General features: G+C 71.0%; 1 protein-coding gene. It reads left to right on the forward strand.

The window, feature by feature from the left end; genetic code table 11:
* The first annotated feature begins 14 nt into the window (after window positions 1–14).
* On the forward strand, window positions 15–929 hold the full coding sequence (gene metF, locus V1L54_RS29265; RefSeq protein ID WP_330121185.1) for a methylenetetrahydrofolate reductase [NAD(P)H]: 915 nt from the start codon (window positions 15–17) through the stop codon (window positions 927–929).
* The last annotated feature ends 6 nt before the right edge of the window (window positions 930–935 follow it).

Genomic DNA, 935 nt, shown 5'->3' on the forward strand with positions numbered 1-935 from the left:
ACCGGAGGACGGGCATGACCACACTGCGCGAGATCCTGGCCGCAGGGCAGCGCTCGTACTCTTTCGAGTTCTTCCCGCCGAAGACCGGGGCGGGCGAACGCGTCCTGTGGGACGCCGTCCGCCGGGTGGAGGCCGTCGGCCCGGCGTTCGTCTCCGTCACCTACGGCGCCGGCGGCTCCTCCCGCGACCGCACCGTCGAGATCACCAAGCGGATCGCCACCGACACCACCCTGCGACCGGTCGCCCACCTCACCGCGGTCGGCCACTCGGTCGCCGAACTGCGCCACATCATCGGCCAGTACGCGGACGCCGGCGTCCGCGACGTCCTCGCCCTGCGGGGTGATCCGCCCGGTGATCCCCGGGGCGCGTGGATCCCCCACCCGGAGGGCTTCCGCCACGCCCACGAACTGGTCGAGCTTGTCCGCTCCCTGGGCGACTTCTCCATCGGGGTGGCGGCCTTCCCCGAGATGCACCCTCGCTCGGCCGACTGGGACAGCGACATCCGGCACTTCGCCGCCAAGTGCCGGGCCGGCGCCGACTACGCCATCACCCAGATGTTCTTCCACGTCGAGGACTACCTGCGACTGCGGGACCGGGTGGCCGCGGCGGGCTGCGACACCCCGATCATCCCCGAGATCATGCCCGCCACCGACGCCCGGCAGATCCGCCGCTTCGCCGAACTGAGCAATGCCGCCTTCCCCGAGGACCTGGCCCGGCGCCTGGAGGCCACCCGCGGCAACCCGGCTGAAGGGCACCGCATCGGTGTCGAGTACGCCACCGTCATGGCCGAGCGTCTCCTGGCCGAGGGCGCCCCCGGGCTGCACTACATCACCCTCAACCGCTCCACGGCCAGTCTTGAGATCCACCAGAACATCCAGAGCCCCCAGACCTCGAGGAGTACCGATCATGTCCCCGCAACCGCCCGCTGACTTCAC

The organism is Streptomyces rubellus (assembly GCF_036323805.1).
In the GTDB taxonomy this organism is placed as follows: Bacteria; Actinomycetota; Actinomycetes; order Streptomycetales; family Streptomycetaceae; genus Streptomyces.

Coding starts and splice junctions, on each gene's coding strand:
- metF (WP_330121185.1), top strand. CDS start 15: ATGACCACACTGCGCGAGATCCTGGCCGCAGGGCAGCGCTCGTACTCT.